At 60.5% G+C, this 6,975-nt stretch carries 5 protein-coding genes; 2 read left to right on the forward strand and 3 right to left on the reverse strand.

All coding sequences use genetic code 11. The features are described 5' to 3' along the window. A partial coding sequence (gene glnE, locus VGU61_RS02195) for a bifunctional [glutamate--ammonia ligase]-adenylyl-L-tyrosine phosphorylase/[glutamate--ammonia-ligase] adenylyltransferase (RefSeq protein WP_326857461.1) occupies positions 1 to 2,685 on the forward strand: 2,685 nt, incomplete at its 5' end. Positions 2,686 to 2,688: 3 nt separating this feature from the next. On the opposite strand, the gene lepB is transcribed toward glnE, so the two are convergent. The 3 genes from lepB to tkt all read right to left on the reverse strand — a co-directional run bounded on the left by lepB (position 2,689) and on the right by tkt (position 6,622). Continuing rightward, entirely contained in the window at positions 2,689 to 3,372 is a 684-nt protein-coding gene (gene lepB / locus VGU61_RS02200; protein WP_326857462.1) for a signal peptidase I, read from the reverse strand. 216 nt (positions 3,373 to 3,588) lie between these two features. Beyond that, on the reverse strand, positions 3,589 to 4,599 hold the full coding sequence (gap, locus tag VGU61_RS02205) for a type I glyceraldehyde-3-phosphate dehydrogenase (RefSeq protein WP_326857463.1): 1,011 nt from the start codon (positions 4,597 to 4,599) through the stop codon (positions 3,589 to 3,591). A gap of 28 nt (positions 4,600 to 4,627) precedes the next feature. Next, the gene (gene tkt / locus VGU61_RS02210; protein ID WP_326857464.1) at positions 4,628 to 6,622 is read right to left on the reverse strand and encodes a transketolase; all 1,995 of its coding nucleotides are present in this window, start codon (positions 6,620 to 6,622) and stop codon (positions 4,628 to 4,630) included. A gap of 190 nt (positions 6,623 to 6,812) precedes the next feature. Between tkt and VGU61_RS02215 the strand changes: the two genes are divergently transcribed. Continuing rightward, positions 6,813 to 6,975: RNA methyltransferase PUA domain-containing protein (locus tag VGU61_RS02215; RefSeq protein ID WP_326857465.1), on the forward strand; the 163-nt coding region annotated here is incomplete at its 3' end.

The following is a 6,975-nucleotide window of genomic DNA, read 5'->3' on the forward strand; positions in this document are numbered from 1 at the left end:
TCGCGATTCTATGCGCGCTGGCTGGCGGCCGATCCGGCCCGTGCAGACATGGTTGCCGGCCTCGCCGGATTATCTATGAGCACAACGGATTTTGCTCGGCTTTTACAAACAGAAACAGCAGCCGGCATGCCATTGCCGCGCGCGATGCGGCGTTTGCGTAACCTCGTTATCACAACACTGATCGAACGAGAGCTCGGCGGACGGGCCGAGCTTGCGGAAGTCCTCGACACGATCAGCAGCTTTGCCGAATTCGCGGTGCAAAGCCATGTCGCGGCGCTGACCGCCGAAATGATCGAAGCCCACGGCACGCCGATTGGCCGCGAATCCGGCGAACCTCAGGAACTGATGGTTCTGGGCATGGGCAAGCTCGGCGGCGGCGAACTGAATGTCTCGTCGGACATCGACCTGATCTTCGTCTACGGGGAAGACGGCGATACCCGGCTTGATTCTTCCGGGCAAAGGCAGCTTTCCAATCATGAGTTCTTTATCCGTCTCGGCAAGAAGCTGATCGGCGCACTGTCCGAAATCACCGAGGACGGCTTTACCTTCCGGGTCGACATGGCGCTGCGTCCCAACGGCGCCTCCGGACCGCTTGCGGCCAGCCTCGGCATGGTAGAGGAATATCTGATCGTCCAGGGACGCGAATGGGAACGCTATGCGTGGGTGAAGGCTCGCGCCATCACCGGCAAGCCGTCCGATATCGCCGCGCTGGAACAGATCGTGCGCCCCTTTGTATACCGGCGTTACCTGGATTTCGGCGCAATCGACGCGATGCGCAACATGCACGCGCAGATCCGTGCCGAGGTGATCCGCCAGGAAACGCGACATCCGGAGCGCAGCCACAATGTGAAGCTGGGCCGTGGCGGCATCCGCGAAATTGAATTCCTGGCCCAGGTTTTCCAACTGATCCGCGGCGGCCGGGACCCCGATCTGCGCGACCGCTCCACCCGAGTCACGCTGCGCACGCTGGCGGAAAAGAACCTGCTCACCACGGCGGAAGTCGACCAGTTGCTGCAAGCCTATACCTTTCTGCGCAATCTTGAGCATCGGCTGCAATACCTGGACGATGCCCAGACGCATACCCTGCCGGCCAATCCGGAAGACCGCCTGACGATCGCGAAAATGATGGGGTTTTCCGATACCGATTCGCTGCTGCAGGAACTCGGCCGCCAGCGCGGCATCGTGGCCGCGCAGTTCGATGCAATGTTCAGCGACAAGAGCAGCGGCGAGCCGGAGCCGGCCGGACCGGGTCCGGCCCAGACCGTTCTCACGGAAAACGACAGCATCGAGACCGTTGAAGCGCGCCTTGCCATGCTTGGTTTCAGCGATGTGCCGGCGGCGGCAAAGCGCCTGATGCTGACCTGGCAATCGCCACGGCTTCAGTCCCTGCCGGAAAGCAGCCGTACCCGGCTGACGGCGCTGATCAACTCCGCCTTGCCGATCATCACGAGCGTCACCGAAACGCATTTGGCAACCCTCGGCCGCCTGCTGGATTTTTTCGAAGCCATTGCCCGCCGCGCCGCCTATCTTGCGCTGATCACCGAATACCCGCATACCCTGGAACGCGTGATCCGCATGATGGATGCCAGCGACTGGGCGGCAAAATACCTGACGCGCCATCCGATTCTCCTCGACGAACTACTGGAGGATCGTACTCTGCGAGCGGCGCCGGACTGGCCGGCGTTCGCGATTGAATGCCGACGGCAGATCGAAGCGAACGAAGCCGATACCGAGCAGCAGATGAACGTGCTGCGCGACCTGCACCATGCCCAGCTCTTCCGCCTGCTGGCGCAGGACCTGGAAGGCGATTTAACGGTGGAACGGCTGGCGGACCATCTGTCGGCGCTGGCGGATGTGCTGGTGGACGTCACCGTGGAGGCGGTATGGCGCACGGTGGCCAGCCGCCACAGGGAAGTGCCGCTGTTCGCAGTGATTGCCTACGGCAAGCTTGGCGGCAAGGAACTCGGTTATGCATCCGACCTCGATGTCATCTTCCTCTATGACGATGATCATCCCGACGCGCCCGGCAATTATGCGCGGCTGGCCCAGCGTTTCATTACCTGGATGACCACCCATACCTCGTCCGGGATCCTGTTCGATATCGATGTCGCCCTGCGGCCCGACGGCGCCAGCGGCTTGCTGGTGTCGCGCCTGCAGGCTTTTGAAAAATACCAGTCGACGTCGGCCTGGGTATGGGAGCATCAGGCGCTGACGCGCGCCCGTTTCTGCGCCGGCGATGTGACGATCGGCAGCCGCTTCGAGGAAGTCCGGGAAAAGGTGCTGCAGCAAGCGCGCGACGAGAAGAAGTTGCGCGACGAAGTGCTGGCGATGCGCAGGAAACTGCATACCGCGCATCCGAACCGCTCCGGCCGCTTCGATCTCAAGCATGATGCCGGCGGCATGATCGACATCGAATTCATGGTGCAGTACCTGGTGTTGCGCCATGCCTCCGAACATCCCCGACTGACCGCCGATATCGGCAACATCGCCTTGTTGAAACTCTGCGGCGAACTCGGATTGATCGACGCCACGCTGGCGGGCAGCGTGGCGGATGCCTACCGCAAGTACCGCAAGATGCAGCACCAGATCCGCCTGCAGGGTGAGGATCGCGCCAGGGTGGATGGCGCACGGGTTGCAAAGGAGTCGGCGGATGTTATCGCGCTGTGGAAATCGATTTTCGGATAAGCGTCAATCAAGAGAAGCGCCAAACCGCTCCACCCTGGGCTTATAGAATTTTTCCGTATCCAGTGAAAAGGCTACACGTGTGACCTGTCCGGTCAGCAGCTCCCGCTTGATGAATCCGATATAGCGGGAATCCTTGCTGTTGTCCCGGTTGTCGCCCAGCATCACATAAGAATCGTCGGGAACGACAACCGGGCCATACGTGCGTATTCCTTGCCGCTCCGGCGTGAGAATGATGGGCCATTGGCCGCCAAGAATCTGCTCCTGCAGCACCAGTTGCCTGCCGTCGTAATCCGGCATCAAATGCATCGCCACTTCCGCCTCGGCCGGACCATACTCAGCCCGAACCCCATTGATGATCAATGCTTCGCCCTTCAACTCCACCACATCCCCCGGCACCCCGACAATACGCTTCACCAGCCGTATGCCATCTTCCGGCGAGGTGAAAGTCACGATGTCGCCCCGCTTAGGATCGGCAATGCGTTTGACGATGACATCGGTGAACGGCAACTTGACGTCATAAGCGAGCCGGTCAGCGACGATACGGTCGCCGATCAGCAGGGTCGGATACATGGATGCGGTCGGTACGCCGTACCAGTCTGCAACCGAGCTGCGCACCACCAGCATGAGGAGGAGGAAGAACAGAAAACCCCTGCTATCGGCAATCAGTTTTCTTAGTTTCGGGTTCATTGCTTCGGCTGTTGGCGGGCTAACGAAAATGTCGCAGCGATTTACCGTCGAGCGGCGGTGCGCACGCGCGTACCTACGCACTGCATACTAAATAAAAACATGATCCCTCGCACCGGCTTTTCAATCATTTACGGGCGAAGGCAGCAAAACGCCCCAGCAAGTGGGGCGTTTTGCACTGCATACTGAGTTGTCAGGATAGACCAACTCGGCGCCGGATCACTTGGCCGACATCAATGCGACGGTCGTGTCGAGCATGCGGTTGGAGAAGCCCCACTCGTTGTCATACCAGGACGACACTTTCACCAGGCGGCCGGACACTTTGGTCAGCGTCGCGTCGAAATTGCTCGATGCCGGGTTGTGGTTGAAATCCACCGAGACCAGCGGGTCGGTGTTGTACGTCAGGATGCCCTTCAGTGCACCGGCCGACGCCTCTTTCATGATCGCGTTGACTTCGTCCACGGTGGTGTCGCGCGCGGCAACGAAGGACAGGTCGACGATGGACACGTTGATGGTCGGCACGCGGATCGCGAAGCCGTCCAGCTTGCCGTTCAATTCCGGCAGCACGAGACCGACCGCGGCAGCGGCGCCGGTCTTGGTCGGGATCATGGACTGGGTTGCAGAACGGGCGCGGCGCAGGTCTTCGTGCATCACGTCGGTCAGTACCTGGTCGTTGGTGTAGGCATGCACGGTGGTCATCAGGCCATTGACCACGCCGATCTTGTCGTGCAGCGGCTTGACCAGCGGCGCCAGGCAGTTGGTGGTGCAGGAAGCGTTGGAGATGACGGTATCGCTTGCCTTCAACACGTCCTGGTTCACGCCGAACACCACGGTTGCATCCACATCCTTGCCGCCCGGTGCCGAGATGATGACTTTCTTGGCGCCACCCTTCAGGTGGGCCGATGCCTTTTCCTTGGTGGTGAAGAAGCCGGTGCATTCCATCACGACATCGACATTCAGCTCGCCCCATGGAATTTCGGCAGGATTGCGCTGCGCGAATACCTTGATCTTGTCGCCATTGACGATCATGAACTCGCCGTCGACTTCAACCGTGCCGGGAAACTTGCCGTGGGCGGTGTCGTAGCGGGTCAGGTGGGCATTCGACTTTGCATCGCCGAGATCGTTGATCGCAACGATCTGGATGTCGTTTTTCTTGCCGCCTTCATAGTGAGCGCGAAGGATGTTGCGGCCGATACGGCCGTAACCGTTGATTGCGACACGAATGGTCATGGTTTTCTCCTGAAGTTAAGCTGAATTTTTAAGCAATAACCGATTTCACAGCAGCCACGACGTTGTCCGTCGTAAAGCCGAAATGTTTGAACAGAACACCCGCCGGCGCCGACTCGCCGAAGGTGTCGATGCCGATCACCTTGCCTTCGAGACCGACGTACTTGTACCAGAAGTCCGTGACGCCGGCCTCCACGGCCACGCGCGGCAGGCCCTTCGGCAGCACGCTTGCCTTGTAAGCCGCATCCTGGCGGTCGAATACATCCGTGCAAGGCATCGACACCACTCGTACCGGCACGCCCTGCTTGCCGAGTTCGTCGGCCGCTTTCATCGCCAGCTCGATCTCCGAACCGGTCGCGATCAGCACGGCCCTCGCATCCGCCGCGTCCTTCAATACATAACCGCCCTTGGCGATCGTGGCGATCTGCTCCGCGCTGCGCTCCATGAACGGCAGATTCTGGCGCGAAAAAATCAGTGTCGATGGGCCATTCCTGCGCTCGACCGCATGACGCCACGCGACGGCGGATTCCACCGTGTCGCACGGACGCCAGTTGTCCAGGCGCGGAATCAGCCTCAGGCTGGAGATATGCTCCACCGCCTGGTGGGTCGGTCCGTCTTCGCCGAGGCCGATCGAATCGTGGGTGAACACGAAAATCGAACGGATCTTCATCAGCGCCGCCATCCGGATCGCGTTGCGGCTGTAATCCGAGAAGGTCAGGAAAGTAGCGCCGAACGGGATGTAGCCGCCATGCAGCGCGATGCCGTTCATGATCGCCGCCATGCCGAACTCGCGCACACCATAGTTGATATGGTTGCCCGGCTGATTCGAGCGTACCGCGACGCATTCCTTCCAGTTGGTCAGGTTGGAACCGGTCAGGTCGGCCGATCCGCCGACGAATTCCGGTAGCACCGGCGCCATCGCCTGGATCGCATTCTGGCTCGCCTTGCGGGTTGCAATCGTTTCCTTCTTTTCGGCGCAAGCGGCGATGTAGGCATCGACCGCGCCAGCGAAATTGCCCGGCAATTCGCCCTTCATCCTGCGCAGCAGTTCTCCAGCCAATTCCGGATAACGCTCGTCATATGCCTTGAACAAGGTATTCCATTCCCCTTCCAGCGCCTGCCCGGCCGCTTTCGCGTCCCATGCCTCATACACGTCGGCCGGGATCTCGAACGGCGCGTGCGACCAACCGATCGCGTCGCGCGTCGCGGCAATTTCCTTGTCGCCGAGCGCCGCGCCATGCACCTTGTCCGACCCCTGCATATTAGGCGCGCCTTTTCCGATTACCGTCTTGCAGCAGATCAAGGTCGGTCGGTCGGAGGTTTTCGCCTGCGCAATCGCCGCATCGACAGCGTTCACGTCATGGCCGTCGACGTTGCGGATGACGTTCCAGCCGTAGGCTTCGAAGCGCTGCGGCGTGTCATCGGTGAACCAGCCATCGACCTTGCCGTCGATGGAAATGCCGTTGTCGTCGTACAGCGCGATCAGCTTGGACAGGCGCAGCGTGCCGGCGAGCGAACAGGCTTCGTGGGAGATGCCCTCCATCAGGCAGCCGTCGCCGGTGAACACATACGTGTAGTGGTCGACGACATCAAAGCCGGGCCGGTTGAATTCCGCCGCCAGGAGTTTTTCCGCCAGCGCCATGCCGACCGCATTCGTGATGCCCTGGCCGAGCGGGCCGGTGCTGGTCTCAACGCCGACCGTGATTTCGAATTCCGGATGGCCGGGGGTCTTCGAATGCAGCTGGCGGAAATTCCGGATTTCATCCATCGGCAGGTCGTAGCCGCTCAGGTGCAGCAACGCATATTGGAGCATCGAGCCGTGGCCGTTGGAGATGACGAAGCGGTCGCGGTTGATCCAGTTCGGATTGCGCGGATTGTGGCGATGATGCTTGGTCCACAGGGCAACGGCGATCTCCGCCATGCCCATCGGCATGCCTGGGTGGCCGGAATTTGCCTTTTGCACGGCGTCCATTGCCAATGCACGGATTGCATTGGCCATTTTGGTAGTCGGAAGCGAGGAAGTCATGTGATTCAGAATAGATGGCGGGAGATAAAGCCGGTTGGAATCGGGGCGGCGAAAAACCTCGTATTTTACCAGAGGCAGGAAGGCGAAATTTAAAACGGGCGGTTACACTATTGCCTTCCCGGCAAAGCCTCCATCAGCTTTGCCTTTCCCGTATCTGCCTGTTCACGACCCGCCGACTTTCCGAGCCTACATGCCGCGTTTCCATATCCCACAGCCCCTCTTGATCGGCGCCGTCGTGCGGCTTCCCGATCCGGTCGCCCATCACATCCATGTGCTGCGGCTGGCATGCGGCGACACGATCACGTTATTCAACGGCGAAGGCGGCGAGTACAGCGCGACACTTGCAACCCTCG

The organism is Noviherbaspirillum sp., assembly GCF_035944575.1.
Classification (GTDB): Bacteria; Pseudomonadota; Gammaproteobacteria; order Burkholderiales; family Burkholderiaceae_D; genus Noviherbaspirillum.